General features: G+C 41.3%; 15 protein-coding genes. 4 read left to right on the top strand and 11 right to left on the bottom strand.

Going from position 1 to position 19,223, the window contains the following annotated elements; genetic code table 11:
- Window positions 1–259: 259 nt before the first annotated feature.
- The 9 genes from AC0QT1_RS01405 to AC0QT1_RS01365 all read right to left on the bottom strand — a co-directional run bounded on the left by AC0QT1_RS01405 (window position 260) and on the right by AC0QT1_RS01365 (window position 11,101).
- Window positions 260–1,267 (bottom strand): HlyD family secretion protein, encoded by a 1,008-nt coding sequence (locus AC0QT1_RS01405; protein ID WP_473199757.1) that lies wholly within the window; start codon window positions 1,265–1,267, stop codon window positions 260–262.
- Window positions 1,264–2,925 carry an MFS transporter gene (locus AC0QT1_RS01400; protein ID WP_473199758.1) on the bottom strand — a complete coding sequence of 554 codons (1,662 nt, stop codon included), beginning with the start codon at window positions 2,923–2,925 and terminating at the stop codon, window positions 1,264–1,266. The genes AC0QT1_RS01405 and AC0QT1_RS01400 overlap by 4 nt, the downstream gene beginning before the upstream one ends.
- A 23-nt stretch (window positions 2,926–2,948) precedes the next feature.
- Window positions 2,949–3,362 carry an ATP synthase F1 subunit epsilon gene (gene atpC / locus AC0QT1_RS01395; protein WP_473199759.1) on the bottom strand — a complete coding sequence of 138 codons (414 nt, stop codon included), beginning with the start codon at window positions 3,360–3,362 and terminating at the stop codon, window positions 2,949–2,951.
- A gap of 72 nt (window positions 3,363–3,434) precedes the next feature.
- On the bottom strand, window positions 3,435–5,051 hold the full coding sequence (atpD, locus tag AC0QT1_RS01390; protein ID WP_473201485.1) for a F0F1 ATP synthase subunit beta: 1,617 nt from the start codon (window positions 5,049–5,051) through the stop codon (window positions 3,435–3,437).
- 19 nt (window positions 5,052–5,070) lie between these two features.
- A complete protein-coding gene (locus tag AC0QT1_RS01385) occupies window positions 5,071–5,982 on the bottom strand; it encodes a F0F1 ATP synthase subunit gamma (protein ID WP_473199761.1) in 912 nt (303 codons plus the stop codon).
- A gap of 20 nt (window positions 5,983–6,002) precedes the next feature.
- A complete protein-coding gene (atpA, locus tag AC0QT1_RS01380; RefSeq protein ID WP_473199762.1) occupies window positions 6,003–7,538 on the bottom strand; it encodes a F0F1 ATP synthase subunit alpha in 1,536 nt (511 codons plus the stop codon).
- The gene (atpH, locus tag AC0QT1_RS01375; RefSeq protein WP_473199763.1) at window positions 7,538–8,122 is read right to left on the bottom strand and encodes an ATP synthase F1 subunit delta; all 585 of its coding nucleotides are present in this window, start codon (window positions 8,120–8,122) and stop codon (window positions 7,538–7,540) included. The genes atpA and atpH overlap by 1 nt, the downstream gene beginning before the upstream one ends.
- Before the next feature lie 510 nt (window positions 8,123–8,632).
- Complete coding sequence (locus AC0QT1_RS01370) at window positions 8,633–10,852, bottom strand: primosomal protein N' (protein WP_473201484.1); 2,220 nt, start codon at window positions 10,850–10,852, stop codon at window positions 8,633–8,635.
- A gap of 15 nt (window positions 10,853–10,867) precedes the next feature.
- Window positions 10,868–11,101 (bottom strand): hypothetical protein, encoded by a 234-nt coding sequence (locus AC0QT1_RS01365; protein WP_473199765.1) that lies wholly within the window; start codon window positions 11,099–11,101, stop codon window positions 10,868–10,870.
- A gap of 881 nt (window positions 11,102–11,982) precedes the next feature.
- Here AC0QT1_RS01365 and fsa point away from each other — a divergent pair.
- Complete coding sequence (gene fsa, locus AC0QT1_RS01360) at window positions 11,983–12,636, top strand: fructose-6-phosphate aldolase (RefSeq protein ID WP_473201483.1); 654 nt, start codon at window positions 11,983–11,985, stop codon at window positions 12,634–12,636.
- Here the strand turns inward: fsa and lptE are convergent.
- Together lptE and leuS are read right to left on the bottom strand one after the other, a co-directional pair.
- On the bottom strand, window positions 12,633–13,223 hold the full coding sequence (gene lptE, locus AC0QT1_RS01355) for an LPS assembly lipoprotein LptE (RefSeq protein WP_473201482.1): 591 nt from the start codon (window positions 13,221–13,223) through the stop codon (window positions 12,633–12,635). The two genes, fsa and lptE, sit on opposite strands and share 4 nt — an antisense overlap.
- A complete protein-coding gene (gene leuS, locus AC0QT1_RS01350; protein ID WP_473201481.1) occupies window positions 13,210–15,852 on the bottom strand; it encodes a leucine--tRNA ligase in 2,643 nt (880 codons plus the stop codon). The genes lptE and leuS overlap by 14 nt, the downstream gene beginning before the upstream one ends.
- A 176-nt stretch (window positions 15,853–16,028) precedes the next feature.
- On the opposite strand from leuS, the gene AC0QT1_RS01345 reads away from it, so the two are divergent.
- The 3 genes from AC0QT1_RS01345 to AC0QT1_RS01335 all read left to right on the top strand — a co-directional run bounded on the left by AC0QT1_RS01345 (window position 16,029) and on the right by AC0QT1_RS01335 (window position 18,097).
- The gene (locus tag AC0QT1_RS01345; RefSeq protein ID WP_473201480.1) at window positions 16,029–16,736 is read left to right on the top strand and encodes a YggS family pyridoxal phosphate-dependent enzyme; all 708 of its coding nucleotides are present in this window, start codon (window positions 16,029–16,031) and stop codon (window positions 16,734–16,736) included.
- A 414-nt stretch (window positions 16,737–17,150) separates the two neighbouring features.
- A complete protein-coding gene (locus AC0QT1_RS01340; RefSeq protein WP_473201479.1) occupies window positions 17,151–17,309 on the top strand; it encodes a hypothetical protein in 159 nt (52 codons plus the stop codon).
- A gap of 524 nt (window positions 17,310–17,833) precedes the next feature.
- On the top strand, window positions 17,834–18,097 hold the full coding sequence (locus AC0QT1_RS01335; RefSeq protein WP_473201478.1) for a hypothetical protein: 264 nt from the start codon (window positions 17,834–17,836) through the stop codon (window positions 18,095–18,097).
- The last annotated feature ends 1,126 nt before the right edge of the window (window positions 18,098–19,223 follow it).

Below are 19,223 nucleotides of genomic sequence, written 5' to 3'. Positions count from 1 at the left end.
CTGCTCTAAAGCCTCTATTGAAATTTACACTTCAACACATAAATCTATGCAAAAGAAACCTATCATCAGAAAAAAACGACACGGAACCCTTAAGAGACGTGAATGTGTTTTCTCTAAAGATTTTGGGATGATATTTTATAACAGAGCGTAGAAAAACTTAAAGAGATGCATCATAACAAACCAAACGAAATCTTCTAGAGTAAATGCCCATTTGCTATAAACGAACGGAATAAAAATCAAACTCAACAAACCCAAAACCTTAACCTCCAGGAGCAGCGCGTTGTGAAGTATCTACATAGGTGACGACAGACATCCCTGGGATGAGTTTTTCAGCCCCATCCTGTCCAGGATCTAAAGCAATACGCACGGAAATACGTTGCGCAATTTTAATAAAATTGCCAATAGTTGTATCTGTTTTTAACAGTGAAAATTCTGAACCTGTTGCAGGTGCAAAACGGACCACACGCCCTGTTAATTTTTTATTGTCCAATGCATCAACAGAAAAAATAACGGGTTGCCCAACACGCATTTGAGAAAGTTGGGTTTCCTTATAATTGGCAATAACCCAAATATCATCAGAAATGACCGATACCAATTGCCTACCAGGTACAACATATTGTCCCACCCGTGCCCCCACCAAGCCAACAGATCCCGTTTTAGGGGATAAAATCTTCGTATGATCCAAATTGAGCTTCGCTAATTCAACGCCAACTTTTGCTTCTGCAACCTCTGACTCTAAATTTTTTCGTTCCAGATCTAACTGTTTTTGTAATTGCCGTTTTGTCTCAAGTGCTGCCAACAACTGCGAAAGAGGCCGAGAAACAGAATTTTCAGCATCGCCAAAACTTAACTTTTTGCTTTGAGGAAGACCATTAGAAAAAGCACGCGACCGCGCCAATTCTGCTTCTGCTGTATTAATTTCTCCTTGCAAAAGCTTATCCTGAAAAACAATGCTTTCAAGTTTTGCATTTTTTGCATCCAAAACAGCCTGTGCTCTTGCTAACTGTTGGCGAAAGAGAGCATCATCGAGTTCAAAAAGCAGCATTCCCTTTTCAACCCGTTGATAATCTTGAACATAAATCCGCGCAATCACCCCAGAGATCTGTGAACTAATGAGAGTAATATTCCCCTTAATGGAAGCATTATCAGTGACTTGGATCGTACTAACAAAAGGAGGGAGTTTCCAAGCCCATAGAATCAACAAAATACCCATAACACCTGAGAAGAATGCAATAAGCGTCGATCTCGACCGTAATGCTTTTATCATTTTTTGCATCCCTCTTCACGGATATTGTTCTGCTTTATCAATACATAGAAAGAACATGACTTTACGAATATTTTGACAAGAAAGACCACAAATACAACGATTGCAATATAAAAATAAAGCCGAAAAACATCATCATAAGCAAAAATATTTGCTGCTAATTTAAATTTCTCAATAAGCTGAGCCGCCGCTTGCCTATCTCCTAAAATATTGGCAAAGGAATCGCCATAAGAAGGCGAAAATAAGGCGCTCATTTCAACTGAAAGAGCTTGATCTGTTATAATAATATTTTGTGTTAAAAATTCAAAATTCTTATGGGCGAAAAAAAACTGTAGACTCCCAAAAAGAGCCGACCCCATCAATCCACCCGTCACCTGTGTCAGCAAAAAAAGTGTAATAAAACTTAAAACGTAACGCGGTCCTCGCCCACCAGCTATCACAAATCCCCTAGAAAGAGCAGCAGGTAAAAAAAGTGTATAACTAAAGCTAATCAACCCTTGGCTCAACATCATATCTTGCGGACGTGTGAATTGGTTCACATGGCTATCTAAATAAGTCCCGAGTGCTAAACATCCCAAAGAGACCAAATAAAAATAATCCTCACGCCCAGCACGTAAGAAAAAGACACAAATCCCTCCCCCCAACAGAGCACCAACTATAACGGCGAGATACATAGGCATCATTTCACGATTGAGCAAACCAAAAAGATTAAAAAATTCTGCTGCTAAAGTTGAGCGCTCTAATAAAAAAACATGAAAGACCAATAAAATGAGAACAGATTGCACCATTTCTTTACTGAAAAGCCAGCGTAAATCAATCAATGGTTTTTCTCTATTAAGCTCAATGATAATTGCAATCACTAAAGAAGACACAGCAAGCGCAAGCCCCCAACCAATCCACGGGGCTTCATACCACCAATACAATTTTCCAACAGACATAACCACCGCATTGAGACCAAGACCAAAGGCAATCAGACCATAACTCACCCAGTCTAACTTCTGAATGACTTTACTACGGACAACGGGAGTCAGTGGAAGCGAAAAAATACAGCCCAAACTAATAAGAACCAAACCCATTTCCAACGCTGAAAGACTAGAAAATCCACCATGTTCCAATAAATCTGGTGAAATCAAACGCGAGAGGGGAAGGGCTAAAGTCGCATTCATATAATTCAAACTAAGACCAACAGTAAACTTTTTTGCTGGAGCAAAAGCCTCCATCATATAAAGAAGCGCGAGTGAAGCCAAAGGCGCCGCAGCAATACCAGCAAAAAAGCGAATGATCAGAGCCGAACGCAAATCTGTCACAAAGAGCTGCAAAACACAAACCAAAACGAAGCCAAGAATTGATAATTCAGCAAAAGCGCGCAAGCCGAACTGGTAGCGAATTTTGATCAACATGATCGCAACACTAACATTTGGTGCCATATAAGCAGCAACCAACCATGTGGTTTCTATGAGAGTTGCATGGAAGTCACCGGTGAGATGGATAATGTTAGACTGAACAATATTTGCTCCTAAACCATAAGCCCATTGCAAAATGAAAGAAGCAAAAATATAAACGAAACATTTTGGTAACGGCCCCGCGAAAATACGGCCCGGACGTGGAAAAGGTTTTCCTCCTCTTTTAGCAGACACAACCGTACTCTTTTTTCCGCTCATGCCGCTTTTTCCCGTATAATCCTTTACGCCTCACTCACCCCAGCACCAACTGCCAATTGATGAAAGAATTCTTCCCTCTTACGGTTTGCCGTATCACTTTTCTCCCCTTCCAATGTTGCTCGAACTTGCAAAATCTGCTGTTCCAACGCATCAAAAGAAAGATGCTCAACAGCAACAACATGCTCAACCAAAAGAGAACATCCCGAAAAGGTAATATTAGCAACACCGCCACAAACGGCAAATAGCTTTTCCCCTGAAGAAGTACAAATACGAACACTGCCCAACACAATGCTTGCGACCAAAGGAGCATGATGCGCCATAACTGTCAAAGCACCGGACGCTGAAGGAAGAACAACCGATACCACTTGCTCTGAAAAGACAATCTTCTCAGGCGATACAAGCTCAAACAAAAAATGCTCTTCTTTATTATGTTCCACAAAAATCTCCACGAAGCTCGAAACAAGGAATTTTCATTCTCTTCACAACAAGCATCCCTTACAAATTACCTCTTATGAAGAAGCCTCTGCAATAAGACGCTTTCCTTTTTCAATGGCTTCATCAATTGAACCGACCATATAAAAAGCTGCTTCTGGCAAGTCATCATAATCACCAGCACAAAGACCTTTAAAGCCTTTAATTGTCTCTTCTAAAGGCACGAGTTTTCCAGGTGAACCTGTAAAGGCTTCAGCAACATGGAAAGGCTGCGAAAGGAAGCGTTCAATTTTACGTGCCCGCCCCACCAGCAACTTATCATCTTCAGAAAGTTCATCCATGCCAAGAATAGCAATAATATCCTGGAGCGCTCTATAGCGTTGCAAAATGGTTTGCACTTGACAAGCAACAGTATAATGCTCTTCCCCCACAATCAGAGGATCCAGCATACGTGAGAAAGAATCCAACGGATCAACGGCGGGATAAATTCCCTTTTCAGCGATCGAGCGTGAAAGAACTGTTGTTGCATCCAAATGGGCAAAAGACGTTGCGGGTGCTGGATCGGTCAAGTCATCTGCTGGAACATAGATAGCCTGCACAGAAGTAATAGACCCTGTTTTCGTACTGGTAATACGCTCTTGCAAAGCCCCCATATCGGTTGCCAAAGTTGGTTGATATCCAACAGCAGAAGGGATACGTCCCAAAAGAGCAGAAACTTCAGCACCAGCTTGCGTAAAGCGGAAAATATTATCCACGAAGAAAAGAACATCCTGCCCTTCATCACGGAAGCTTTCTGCTATCGTCAATCCGGAAAGAGCGACGCGTGCACGTGCACCTGGTGGTTCATTCATTTGCCCGTAAACAAGCGCACATTTTGACCCTTCCGTTGAACCATTATTCTCTTTTGGGTTCACATTCACACGACTTTCGATCATTTCATAATAGAGGTCATTTCCTTCACGTGTGCGCTCTCCCACACCAGCAAAGACAGAATACCCCCCATGGGCTTTTGCAATATTGTTGATCAACTCCATAATGAGAACGGTTTTTCCAACCCCAGCGCCCCCAAACAGACCGATCTTTCCCCCCTTAGAATAAGGCGCGAGCAAATCAACAACCTTAATACCGGTGACAAGAATTTCTGACACGGTTGATTGCTCGACATATTCAGGAGCATCTTGGTGAATAGAGCGCATTTTCGCCGCAGCAATTGGACCAACATTATCGACCGGTTCTCCAATCACATTCATAATACGACCAAGCGTTGCTTCTCCTACCGGCACACAGATCTGTGTTCCTGTATCAAAGACCTTTTGACCACGTGTCAACCCATCGGTGGTATCCATAGCAATTGTACGAACAGTATTTTCACCCAAATGCTGCGCAACTTCTAAAACCAACCGATTTCCTAAATTGTCTGTTTCCAATGCATTGAGAATATTTGGCAACGCACCTTCAAACTGCACATCAACGACAGCACCAATCACCTGTTTAATCTCACCAACAGCGCCCTTTTGACGAACATCTTTAGAACTTGTTCGCACATCTTTTTGAGAAGGTGCACGCTTAAGATCCGAAGAATCCTTAACGCTCGTTTGAGATTTTGAGGCGGCTTTTTTCACGCCTGAACGAGCAGCTGTTTTCTTTTTCTCAACTTTTACTGCTTCCTTGCTTGACGTCACTGCTTTTACCATCAATTCTTACCTTTTCCATTTAAAGCGCTTCAGCGCCCGCAATAATTTCGATCAATTCCGTCGTGATTTGTGCCTGACGCTGACGATTATAAGCCACCGTCAATTTATTAATCATTTCGCCCGCATTGCGTGATGCATTATCCATAGCCGTCATCTTCGCGCCCATTTCACCAGCAACATTTTCCAGCAAAGCCCTAAAGATTTGCACGGAAAGATTGCGTGGAACAAGCGCCTCTAAAAGAGAGGCCGCATCGGGCTCATAATCATAAACCATCGTCTGTAGATCTTGGCTCTTCTCTGTCTTTTTAACAGTCTCTCTTGTCTCAGCAGCTCCTTTGGCAGAAGTCATTGGAATCAAACCAAAAGCGGTAGGACGCTGATTAATCACTGAAACAAATTCAGAATAAAACAACGTACAGACATCAAAAGCGCCTTCATTGAACAAATCAATAATCCGCTGACTAATCATCGCTGCTTCAGTAAAACCAATCCGTTTGACAGAATGCAAATCAATGTGATCAACCATCAAAGCTTTATAGTCACGCGATAAAATATCTGCCCCCTTTTTACCCACGGTTAAAATTTTAACGATTTTACCAGCAGCAAGCAGTGTTTTAATCTGTTCGCGTGCACGCCTAGCAATCTGCACATTAAAAGCACCACACAATCCCCGCTCAGCGGTACACACCACCAAAAGATGCACATCATCTCGACCGGTACCGCGCATAAGGGGAGGCGCATCAATCGCATCAACATCAGCAGCAACATTCGCTAAAACAGCAGCCATGCGCTGTGCATAAGGGCGCGCGCACTGAGCTGCCTCTTGCGCACGGTGCAACCTCGCTGCCGCAACCATCTGCATGGCTTTGGTAATTTTCTGAGTTGCCTTAACCGAGGCGATACGGTCTCTAAGATCCTTCAACGATGCCATTCGAGCATTCCATCAATTTATCACGAAAAATTTTTCGCATAAGACTTAAGAACAATGAGCAACTTATCCTTAAGTTCATCGGTTAATTGTTTCTGATTAGCAATTGCTTGCAAAAGATCCTGGTGATCACTCCGCAGAAGGGTTAAAAGTCCCTGTTCGAATCGCGCAACATCGCAAACAGCCAAAGGATCAAGATAACCATTCACCCCAGCAAAGATGACAGCGACCTGCTCTTCTGTTTTCAGGGGAGAAAACTGCGGCTGTTTCAACAGTTCTGTCAAGCGCGCGCCACGATTTAAAAGACGTTGCGTGGAGGCATCCAAATCGGAACCAAATTGTGCAAAAGCAGCCATTTCCCGATATTGTGCCAATTCACCTTTAATCGAACCAGCAACCTGTTTCATCGCCTTAATCTGTGCAGCAGAACCAACACGCGAAACAGAAAGACCAACATTCACGGCAGGACGAATTCCCTGATAGAATAAATTAGTCTCCAAAAAAATCTGTCCATCGGTAATGGAAATCACATTGGTAGGAATATAAGCAGAAACGTCATTTGCTTGCGTCTCAATCACGGGCAAAGCAGTCAACGATCCCGAACCATTTTCAGCATTGAGCTTCGCAGCCCGTTCTAAAAGGCGTGAATGAAGATAGAAAACATCACCAGGATAAGCTTCACGCCCTGGTGGACGACGCAACAAAAGGGACATTTGGCGATAAGCAACGGCCTGTTTGGAAAGATCATCATAACCAATTAGGGCATGTTGACCATTGTCACGGAAATATTCACCCATCGCACACCCAGCAAGAGGCGCAATAAATTGCAGCGGAGCAGGATCAGAGGCGGTAGCCGCAACGATAATGGAATATTCAAGCGCCCCACGTTCTTCTAACACTTTAACAAATTGCGCAACCGTTGAACGCTTTTGCCCAATAGCCACATAAATACAATAGACCTTATCTTTGTTTTGCCCCGCATTTTTTTCATGAAATGGCTTTTGGTTTAAAAATGTATCGAGCAGAATCGCTGTTTTTCCAGTTTGACGATCACCAATCACCAATTCACGCTGTCCGCGCCCAATGGGAATGAGCGCATCAATAGCTTTCAATCCGGTCGACATTGGCTCATGCACAGACTGACGTGGAATAATTCCTGGAGCTTTCACATCAACACGACGGCGTTCTGTTGCTTTAATGGGCCCCTTACCATCGATAGGGTTTCCCAATGCATCAACAACACGTCCAAGGAGAGCAGGACCAACAGGAACATCAACAATAGTGCCCAACCGTTTAACGGTATCACCTTCACGAATATCGCGATCTGACCCGAAGATCACAACCCCGACATTATCGATTTCCAAATTCAGTGCCATACCACGCACACCATTTGAAAAGGACACCATTTCTCCTGCTTGGACATTATCCAAACCATAAACGCGGGCGATACCATCCCCCACCGAGAGAACCCAACCAATCTCTGAAACTTCAGCCTTTTGGTCAAAGTCCCTGATTTGCTCTTTGAGAATTTTTGAAATTTCAGATGGTCTAATATCCATCAACTAACCTCTTTTTTCAATGCAAGCTTAAGCGAAGATAATTTTGTTGCAAGAGACGTATCAATCTGAGACGCCCCCACACGAATGACCAATCCACCAAGAATTGTTGGATCTACAAAGGTGTTTAGCAAAATTTTTCCCCCAACGACACTTTCCAAAGCCACCCGCACCTCTTGTTCCTGATGAGAATTTAACGGATAAGCAGAAACAACCTGCGCCGAAATTTCCCTACGAGAGAGAGCAACACGACGTTGAAAAGCATGTAAAATACCAGACAAGGCACCAAGCCGACGATTTACCACAATAACGCGTAAAAAATTACCAACAATCTGACCAGCACTCTCATCATCAAATTTGAGTGATTGAACAACAGAACGCATCGCTTTCACTTGTTCTTTTACTGAAAAAAAGGGACTTCGCACAAAGCGTTTTAAGTCCTCATTTTGATCCAAGACAAGTAAAAAAGATGCCACTGCCTTTTCAACTTTTTCAACAGCCCCTGCTTCTTGAACGAAATCAAAAAACGCTTGTGCATAGCGTTGATCTACCAATGGCAGCGGTATAAGAGAAAATGAATCCGACACGAAATACCGCCTCTTTCCCTTGAGCGACTCTCTGATAACTATCAGATGAAATAAATTAGACACTCTAAATTTTAAGAACTCACTCCTTAAAACCTAGAATAAAAAACTTTTGGGTTTCTAGCACAGACATAATCGACTCGCAACACTCCAAATTGATGCTTTCTAAAAATTTTAATAAAATATTCAAAATATTTTTGAAAACAATTTCTTAGAATATGCAGGTTAACACCACAGTTTTTCTTCGTATTTTCTTTTGACACCTTCTGAGAGATTTTTCAAGCCTCTTTCTTTGCTTCACAAACATTCTAACAGCAAAAACAAAAGAAACTTCTCTAATGTTAGACTTTCTTTCAGAAAAACAGCTCCCACTACGCCAAAAATGTATCCTGTCAAACTTATAAGCACCCCCCTCAATTGCCTTACAAAAAGGGAAAACAGAATCTTTTATACTCTCTCCTTAAGGCATCTCACAAAGAAGTCTCCCCACGCTATGATCATCTTACCGTACTTTTAGAGAAAGCTTTGTGGATCAATATCAATTTGAACCCGAACAGAAGAAGGCATTTTAGGTGCATTTGCAAGCATTGTACGAATAAAGCCTTGGATATCAAAGGAACGCTGTCCCTGAAGTAAAAGCCGAAAACGATAACGCCCCCGAATCAGAGCTAATGGTGCTTCTGCTGGCCCCATGAGCGAGATATTTTTCTCCCGTGGTGCCACTTGGCGCAAGACACGGGCATAATGCTCTGCAGCTTGACGTTGTTCTGAAGAGACAATCAAAGAGGCAAGTCGTCCATAAGGTGGAAGATGATGCTGCTGACGCAGTGCAATCTCATGCGTATAAAAATCCTCACATTGTTGAGAAAGCAAAGCCTGTATGACGGGATGCTCTGGTTGATAGGTTTGCAACAATCCTAGACTTTCCAACCCCATCCGCCCTGCTCTTCCTGTAACCTGAGACAAGAGTTGAAAGGTACGCTCTGCGGCGCGTAAATCACCATTGGCAAGCCCAAGATCAGCATCAATTACCCCAACCAGAGACAACCCAGGAAAATGGTGTCCCTTAGCGACAAGCTGCGTTCCGATAATAACATCCACTTCACCATTAGCAATTGTTTCCAATTCGCGCCGCAACTGACCAATTCCACCTTTGAGATCCGTTGAGAGGATTAACAACCGCGCCTGTGGAAAAAGTTTTCGTGTCTCCTCAGCAATTCTCTCCACCCCCGGACCACAAGCGACCAAATGATCTAGCGTCCCACATTCAGGACATGCCTCTGGAATGGGTTGATGATATCCGCAATGATGACACTTCAATTGCCCTTGTAAACGATGCTCTACCAACCAACTTGAACAATCATTACAATGAAACCGATGTCCACAAATTCGGCACAAAGTTAAAGGTGCATAACCACGGCGATTAAGAAAAAGCAGTGCCTGCTCACCCTTCTCGAGGGTTTGTGTCAAAGCGTCTTCAAGAGGAGAAGAAATAAAACGCCCCTTTTGCACACCGCCTTGACGCATATCAACCACCCGCAACTTTGGAAGTGCAGCGGCTTTAAAACGCGAAGGCAAATGCACCTTTTGATAACGCCCTGACAAAACATTTGCTTGGCTTTCAATCGACGGTGTCGCTGAAGATAAAACAACAGGAAAATGCTCGAAAGATCCCCGAGCCACCGCCATATCACGCGCGTGATAGAAAACGCGCTCTTCTTGTTTATAAGCACCATCATGCTCCTCATCAACGACAATTAAACCAAGCTCTGAAAAGGGAAGGAAAAGCGCTGAACGCGCTCCAGCCACAACCCGCACCCGCCCTTCTGCAACTTGCCGCCACACACGTTCACGCCGCCGCGGCGCCAAATCGGAATGCCACTCAGCAGCAGCAGCTCCAAAACGTGCATGAAAACGATCTAAAAATTGTTGGGTTAAAGCAATTTCCGGCAAGAGAATTAAAACCTGCTTACCCCCCATAAGTGCCTGCGCCACAGCTTCAAAATAGACTTCTGTCTTTCCTGACCCCGTCACCCCATCAAGCAGAAACACTTGAAACCGAGAAGACAAAACAGCTTCTCGCAAAAGGCGTGCAACCTCCTTTTGTGCTCCTTCCAACTGAGGGGGACAAAAATCAGCATCAGGCTTGCCCACAAGAGCAGGCGGCGGCACCATAACCTCTTCAAAAATTCCCAGCGCTTTTAATCCCTCAACAACAGAAACAGAAGTTCCCGCCGCATGCGCAAGACCAGAACGTGTCCAAATCCCACCACCGCGCACCAACTCCAAAACCCGTAATCGCGCTGGTGTGAGACGCTCCACATCTCCTCCACAATATCGCAAGCCCGGCATTTGCGCTTCTGGTTCTAAAGCAGCCGGCACACACAAAACAAATCGTGCAACAAGTCCAATAGGAGTCATCGTATAGCGACCAACAAAACGCAAGAATGTTAACATCTCCGCCTTTAAAGGCGGACAATCAAAAACATGAAGGAGAGAACGGAGTTTTCGACCATTCACTCCAGCGCCTTGCCCCTCTTTGACTGTCTCCTCTTCAACATCCACTACCACACCACAAACTTGGCGCCCCATCACCGGAACACGAACAAAACAGCCAATTCCAGCCTCCATAGAAGATGGCACCTCATAACTATAAGCCTGATCAACAGGAAGAGGCACCAATACCGAAACGATCTTCCTCTCCCGCACATCTTCTGTCACATTTGACTTCATCTTTTGTCTCAAATTTTACACAAATCTCTTCCACAAAGCGCATCTGGCTTCTTTTCCAACTTCCATTGATGAAGCATCCCCAGCAGGACATTCCATTCCAACCCTCCAACAACACCTCATCCATACACCAACCATCATGAAACCACAAAATTCTCTCTTCTCCATAGCAGATAAAAGCCAAGAACGATAAGCATCCACAACAAAAAAACACCAAAAGAGAAACTCTTCTGCTATTACAGATTCCATCATTTTTTCTCGAAACGTCACACGCGTTCTTTTCTACAATCACCATGCCAGCCTGCGCACAGAGTGTCTTCACACCACTCGTTTTCTTGAGAGCATTGCAGAAAATCATTTCTCTGATTTATGATCCTCTCCTCATCAACAACCCTAATTGATAACGATCATTGATCATTTTCTCTGTTGAATAAGACCCGCAATATGTCAGATTTTCTCACCTTAAAATCTTTCATTTTGAATCAAGTAAAATCATGTTCCCACATGTCACAAACAAAACTTGCGGATGAATAAAAATGAGAAGAAAGGAGCAAAGTATCTTTTATAAGTCATCTTAATGCAAGGGCTATTACAACGCTGGAGGCTAGCAAAGAGAATGATAGTGCAGACTTTTCTTTACAAACATAAAGATGGTGATCCTTCAAGGACTTTAACGCTATACCTCTCGCAAGCACCGTCGTGAAATGCGCTGGAGTGCTTTAAGAAAGGTTTCTTAAAAAAGCCCGTAAATGGGCAAACCAATGACGCTGTTTTACGAAAGCATCTTTTCCACAAGAAGCGTCTTCACATCCCCCCATAAAAAACAAACAAAAATGCATCCTCCCCTTCATAAAAATGGAGTTTTATCCATTTCAGCATGAATAAGAATGCTAAGCTCACAAGACAAACAACTCCCTCCCCAATTTTGTTCTTTTAGCAAATTTATGTGATGACATAGAAAATCTGCGCATAAACCTTCAAAACTCCTGTTGGCTTTAATAGCATCATGTGGAATAAGAACATAAAGAAGAATTCTTCCTCTTGCTTTTGCGCCAAACAAGAGCGCATAACGAAAAACAGAATAAAAAATGAGCGTCCATGAAGGAACAAGCCCCCAAACGAGGAGATTTGAGATGAAATTTTTTGTCGATAGTGCTGATATTGAAGAGATCCGAGAATTACAAAATTTAGGCCTCGTGGATGGTGTCACCACCAATCCCTCTCTCATTCTCAAATCGGGACGCAATATTCTCGAGGTTATAAAAGAAATTTGTCATCTCATTGATGGGCCTGTTTCTGCTGAAGTGACAGCAACACAATTTGAAAGCATGATGAAAGAAGCCGCTGTTTTAGCAAAAATTGCTGAGAATATTTGCATAAAGCTTCCCTTAACGCTCGAGGGATTGAAAGCCTGTAAAGCCCTGACCACACAGGGATTAAAAACAAATCTTACCCTTTGTTTTTCAGCCAATCAAGCTCTCCTAGCTGCCAAAGCAGGGGCAACATTTATCTCACCTTTCATCGGCAGACTCGATGATTGTTCCATAGATGGTACGCAATTGCTTCATGAGATTCGTGCAATCTACGATAACTACAGTTTTACAACACAAATTTTAGCAGCCTCAATCCGCACCGTTAACCACGTCAAAGAAGCGGCACTAAGCGGTGCAGATGTTGCCACTGTCCCACCAGCAATCTTAAAAGCGCTGGCTAAACATCCTTTAACCGATAAAGGCTTACAAATCTTCCTAGAAGATTGGAAAAAAACCGGACAAAATATTGCCTAACGACTTGAAAGATCTTTTGAAAGCATCAGGAGAATCTCTTCAGCCAATTCTTCCGCCACACGCTTTTGTGCATCTTCTTCTGCTTGCAAAGTTGCATATTCTTGGCGGAGTCGTTCAAAAGACGCGCTCATGCTTACCGTACTTTCAGCAAGCAAAACACCTTTCATATCTTGCAAAACATAGGAAACTTTACCCATCACGGTTCCAACAGAAGGACGCCCCTCTCTTTTTCTCTCGCGATCCATCTCGATCTGTACAGAATTGCGTGTAAAGGTCGATGTTTTCAATGCCAATTGATAAGCTGGTGTAGAAGGTGTCTGCCCATTTCCATACAGAAGAAACAGCAAATGATTGCGGACCATTTGACCAAAACGATCGGATGGTTCTGCAACAACAATGGAGGCTAATTTTTGGGAAAGACTCAAAGGTTTTTGTTTCGCAGATGAATCCTCAAAAACAGAATCGACAGATCTTATTGTTGTCGAAATCTGTGATCCCTGCTGATAAAGCGGTTCAATTCTACATCCACACAAAAGCGTAAGAAAACCCGCTAAGCCGACAAAAATAAATTTCCTAAATAACGACATTGACAATCCTTTTTGGAACAATAACCATTTTCTTGACCGATTTTTCAACAAGATGCGCCTGTACAAAATCAAGAGCTAATACAGCTTCTTCAATCATTGCTTCACTCGCTGTTGCTGCCACCCGCACCTCACCACGTTTTTTACCATTAATCTGTACCGGTAAAGTATAGCATTCTTCAACAGTTAATGCGGGGTCATAAACAGGCCACGCAAGTTCAGAAATCAAGGATTTTCCACCTAAAGCAGCATGACATTCCTCTGCCAAATGAGGCATAATAGGCGCAATCAGCGCAAGAAAAAAATCCATCGCTTGACGCAAAGCTGCCTTCATTTCATCTTCAACACTTTCTACCTTATTTAACAACGGAGCCATAATATTCAAGAACTCATAAAGGCGTGCAATGGCACGATTAAAGGCAAATTTTTCCAAATCATCTTCCACAGCACAAAGGGTACGATGAGCGACCTTTGAGAGCTCCAAAGCTTCCCCTTGATGCCCCGCACATGGTGCGACGTCCTTTAACACTGAAGCACTCACAGCCACACAACGCCAAACACGTTGAACAAAGCGGTGCGCTCCCTCCACACCAGATTCCGTCCAGATAACATCGCGTTCAGGAGGAGAATCTGACAACACAAACCAGCGCACAGTATCGGCTCCATAGGATGCGATAATATCATCAGGATCTACGACATTCTTTTTTGATTTTGACATTTTTTCAATCAAACCAATTGTCACTTCACTTTTATCAGACAATTTATAAGCTTGCCGTTTTCCATCCCTTTCAACAATCGCAATTTCTTCTGGTGAAACCCACCCTTTCTCATCGCGATAGGTTTCATGAACCACCATTCCTTGGGTAAAAAGGCCCTTAAACGGCTCATCAACGCTCACATACCCCACACTTTTCATGGCTCGCATAAAAAAGCGCGCATAAAGAAGGTGTAAAATTGCGTGTTCAATTCCGCCAATATATTGTTGCACAGGCAACCATTCCGTTGTTGCTTTTTTATCAACGGGTTCTTGTGCAAAAGGCGCAGTAAAACGCGCATAATACCAAGAAGAATCGACAAATGTGTCCATAGTATCGGTTTCACGTCGTGCCTGCTGCCCACAAACAGGGCAAGCAACATTTTGCCATGTTTGATGGCGATCAAGAGGATTGCCCGGCTGATCAAAAGTCACATCATCCGGCAACACCACCGGCAAATCAGCGCGAGGCACCGGAACCACCCCACAAGACGTACAATGGATCATTGGAATCGGACATCCCCAATAACGTTGACGCGAAATTCCCCAATCCCGCAATCGAAACTGCACGGTTTTTTGCCCTTGGGGCTTCCCATGAAGCATTTGCCCCTCAAGCCTTTTCGCTGCTTCTTCAAAAGCTTGTTGTGGTGTCAAGCCATCCAAAAAGCGTGAATTGATCATCACACCATCACCGGTATAAGCGGTTTCCCCAATCACAAAATCTTCTCTCTCAACCCCTTTCGGCAAAACCACCGGCTGTACGGGAAGATCATATTTACGGGCAAAATCCAAATCTCTCTGATCATGGGCAGGACAACCAAAAACAGCCCCTGTTCCATAGTCCATCAGCACAAAATTGGCGATATAAACGGGAACATGCACCGTTGGCTCAAAGGGATGAACAGCCAAAAGCGATGTACGAAACCCTTGTTTTTCAGCGGTTTCAAGAGCCACCGTTGTTGTTCCACCACACCGACACTCTTCAATAAAAGCCGCCAATTCTTTGTTTTTTTGCGCAAGAGCTTTAGCAACAGGATGATCAATAGATAGCGCCAAAAAAGCAGCACCAAAGAGCGTGTCAGGACGTGTTGAATAACAAACGACTTCGTTCAATGCCTCACAAACTTCATCATCAGGATCTGTTGACTTTAAAGCCCAACGAATGAGTAAGCCTTGTGACTTACCGATCCAATTTTTTTGCATCGTGCGCACTTTTTCCGGCCACTGTTCAAGCTTTTCAAGACCAGCCAAAAGCTCTTCACTAAAATCACTAATTTTAAAAAACCACTGGGTCAATTCACGCTGTTCCACCAACGCACCAGAACGCCATCCTCGACCATCAATCACCTGCTCATTTGCCAACACAGTGTGATCAACCGGATCCCAATTGACCTTGGCCACTTTGCGTGCCACCAAACCCTTTTGATAGAAATCAAGAAACAACATTTGTTGGCGATGATAATAATCCACATCACACGTTGCAAACTCACGTGACCAATCTAGAGAGAGCCCTAATTGTTTTAATTGCCCACGCATTACAGCAATATTTTGATAGGTCCAAGTTTTGGGATGCACTTTATTTTGCATAGCAGCGTTTTCAGCTGGCATCCCAAAAGCATCCCACCCCATGGGATGCAGCACATTAAACCCCTTTGCACGTTTATAGCGCGCAACAACATCCCCCATGGCATAATTACGCACATGCCCCATGTGAATGCGCCCAGAAGGATAAGGAAACATCTCTAAAACATAATATTTTTCACGGCAATCTTCTTGAACGGTCTGAAAAATCTTTTTTTCATCCCAAATTGCTTGCCACCTTTGTTCGTGGGCACGTGGATTATAGCGTTCACCTAAATTAGAACGTTCAATTGTCATTGTCATTATACTCTTTAATAAAATTGAACTAAAAACTTGTTTTTATGCTTGACCATGGATTAACTCCATCGTCAATATTTTCAATCAATATTTTATTAAGTATCTTACAAAGCCCTTATAAGCAATCGCTATCAACAATTGTTCAATCCTTTAATAAAAACAGAAAGAAGACACTTATGAACAGAGAAAATAATCCTTCCCCTCATCCTTCCATTGAGGCATGGAAAAACCTTCAAAAAGACATTGCTACAACATGCCAAAGCTATAATCGCCCCTTAGAAGAAGTCCAACTTATCGCTGTTTCAAAAACTGTCCAAGCCGATAATATACGCCCCATTTTGCAAGCAGGACAGCGCCTTTTCGCCGAAAACCGTGTGCAAGAAGCTGCTGAAAAATGGCCCCACCTGCGTCAACAATTTGAAAAGGTCGAACTTCACCTCATCGGACCTTTACAATCCAATAAAACAGCAGAAGCTGTTAAAATTTTTGATGTCATTCAAACCATTGACCGTGAAAAAATAGCCAAGAGCTTAGCAGACGAAATGCAAAAACAGAACAAACACCTCCCCTGCTATATTCAAGTCAATATTGGCTTAGAACCGCAAAAAAGTGGTATTCCACCAGAAGAAGTCGTCCCTTTTGTGACCCAGTGCAAAAATCATTACGGACTTAACATCATCGGCCTTATGGCAATCCCCCCAGTACAAGAAAACCCCGGACCCTATTTCGCCCTATTAGCAAAATTAGCAAAAAAAGCTGATCTTGCAAAACTTTCAATGGGCATGTCCAATGACTTTAAAACAGCCCTACAATTTGGCTCTAACGTCCTTCGCATTGGCTCTACTCTATTTGGACAGCGCCCTCTCTCAACACATCTGCATTAAAATCTGCAAAAAAGAACCCCTTTGTCATGATAGGATGATAAAAATGCACTACACACGAAGGAGAAAGGACATCACGCGATAAACAATGGCAAAAAATATTACGTACAATTATTGCCAAGATTCTCGTTTAAAAAACCGCTAATTGCTTCAACCGCTCTAATCCACAAAAGCAGCTCACTCCTTTGCCAAATATGCAAAGCAAGCAGAAAAAGTCTTAAAACGTATCTACAAGACAACATATTGATTTATAAAGATAAATTATCATTTTCAACTTGTATCATACCCCCAAATCTTGTAAGTGTGTCTTATCTTAAAACATTTCATTTTGCATCAACTGAATCCCTTGCCGACACATCACAAACGGAGCTGGCATGTAGGTAAAAAACTCTAAAGAAAGGACTAAAAATATCTCTTATGAATCGTCTAAAGACCAAGGGCTGTCGCAACATTGAGGCTGACAAAGAGCATGATGGCGCCACCTTTACCTTCATAAGCGTAAAGATGGTGGTGCTCAATGGCTTTTACGCTCTATCATCCACGAGCAGCGTCGTAAAATGGGCTTGGGTGTTTTAGACGACACCAATTCTTATGCAAACCCATTGGTTAGCCTTTAAAATACCCCATTAAACACCAAAAGCCATATTAATACCCTAACAACAATCCATAAAAACAACAAAAAGAAAGAGAAACTTTCCATACATGACAGAATAAAAGGCGATTGATAATCACTCAAAAAACAAAACAATTGCCCCACACATACACACAAAACAAGAGCAACAAGACTGCGCTCGATATGCACATCCCTTTCTTTGCGCTCTTTTGAACAGCTTCACCAAGAATATCAATTTTTCAAAATGTTCTATTTGCTTTTATTAATTTATAAAAAGAATATTACATTAATATATCAAATATTATAAATAAAAAATATCATTTATTATATAATGAATATTTATATAGATACAAAAATATATTTAATTATTTATATATTTTGTTATATCTATAATTAAATTATATTTAACAACTTAAAAATTAAAATGATAAGCATTTGCATGTATCATAATGATACGTTGATTCCAAAATAATTAAGGAGGATTTATATGCGTAATTTTGGTTCAGGTTTAGTTTATACTTTAAATGATTCAACACCTGTTTATGCAAGAGCATGTAGCCCTAATGATTTCATGTCTCACATGAATAAACAGGGTTTTGAGCTTGGATTTGCAGGAGGGATAACCGGAATGGCAGCGGGTTCTATAACTGGTCCAGGTGCACTTATGGGTGGCGTTATAGGCGCCACGACTGGTTTCTTAGGAGGTTTTGGTTTGGGTTTAGCACAGAAAACTTGGGAGTGTTTTTTCTAATTTAGAGAAAATAAATACAAAGATATCTCTGAAGTTAGTGATTTTGTAATTGTTTTCAAAAAAATATCTAAGTTATATTGTCTACAATTATAGTTGAGATAGACTTCAGAGATATTTATAATCTCATATATTATAATTTGGATTTAGTAATGTCAGATTTTAATCATAAAATTATTGAATATTTCATTGTAACAGTTTTTTTTGGCTTAATACATCTTTTTTATTATAAATTTTTTTCTTACAGTTGGAAAGATTCTATAAGAAATTCATTATTAACAAGCTTTATATTTTTTATTGTTATTCTTTTATTGAACTATATTGGTTTATATAAATTTTTAGATAATTTTTTATAATGGATATTTATCATAAATTATTGGAAGCATTATTTCAAACAATTTTAGTTGGACTAATATTTATAATTGTGCTGAAATTGAAAGGATATAATCTTAAAAAGCGTATAATGTACTTATTAGTTATGTTAACAACAGTTTTTGCTCTTATATTTCTATATAAATGCATTAAATAAATAAAAGTATTCTATGTATTAATTATATATTTCTATTTTTATTATTTTTCAGTAAACATTTATTTTATAACTAGAAATTACCTATTACATTGTTTTTATTACTAGTTATTCTATGAATTATTATTATAATTTTGCATAGATATTTTATTTTATATTAATATCTACTTAATAAATTAACACAAAGAGGCTTGAAATAGTTTTCAGAGATATCTATGCGATATCATACACTACAATCAGGATTTTATTATAATGAATATCCGTTATGAAATCGCAAATTTGTTTTTCGCAATGATTATATTTCCCTCTGTTTTTTTTATTTTTTATAGAAAAATTTTAGATTACAATCGGAAGTCAGCTATCAGAGCTTCTTTATTTTTAAGTGTTATATGCTTTAGTATTGATTTTTTACGGAGATATTTCAATTTATATTAAGTCTTAATAAAATTTTCTTTTACAAAACGACAGAACAACACAAAGAACATGCAAATCAATACATTATCCAGCATATCTCTTTTTGCGTTAAAGAGGATATTTTAGGGTGCGCATCATTGAAGAGTTCATTTGATTTTTTTGTCGTAAAAAACAAAAAAGATGTTAATG

It is taken from the genome of Bartonella sp. P12B, assembly GCF_055796185.1.
Note: the sequence above shows the minus strand (reverse complement) of the source record. Positions and strands in the feature narration are given on the sequence as shown.